1 pseudogene is annotated in these 235 nt (G+C 40.0%); it reads right to left on the reverse strand.

The annotated features are described in order from the left end of the window. Positions 1-122 (reverse strand): annotated as a pseudogene (locus tag HC733_RS22885) (IS3 family transposase); the annotation flags it as partial. Between the last annotated feature and the right edge of the window lie 113 nt (positions 123-235).

Below are 235 nucleotides of genomic sequence, written 5' to 3' on the forward strand. Positions count from 1 at the left end.
GAGCAATATTGCAAGCCTCTGTCGGAGTGGTGAATTGCGCGATGAGAGTACCTTTTGTTACAGATACTCATGTTTAGTGCTTTAACCACATCTGATGCTTTCATTTCATCACTTAATTCGTGAGCTTACGGCAAGTTAGCGTAACTCACCATCAAAAATATGCTTGAGTCCAGAATTTAGTCTATGCGTTGTGATTTATAGTTCCAAGGCAAGTAAAGTTCTGGGTTTAATCGCA

The organism is Pseudoalteromonas sp. S16_S37 (genome assembly GCF_014694405.1).
Taxonomy (GTDB): Bacteria; Pseudomonadota; Gammaproteobacteria; order Enterobacterales; family Alteromonadaceae; genus Pseudoalteromonas.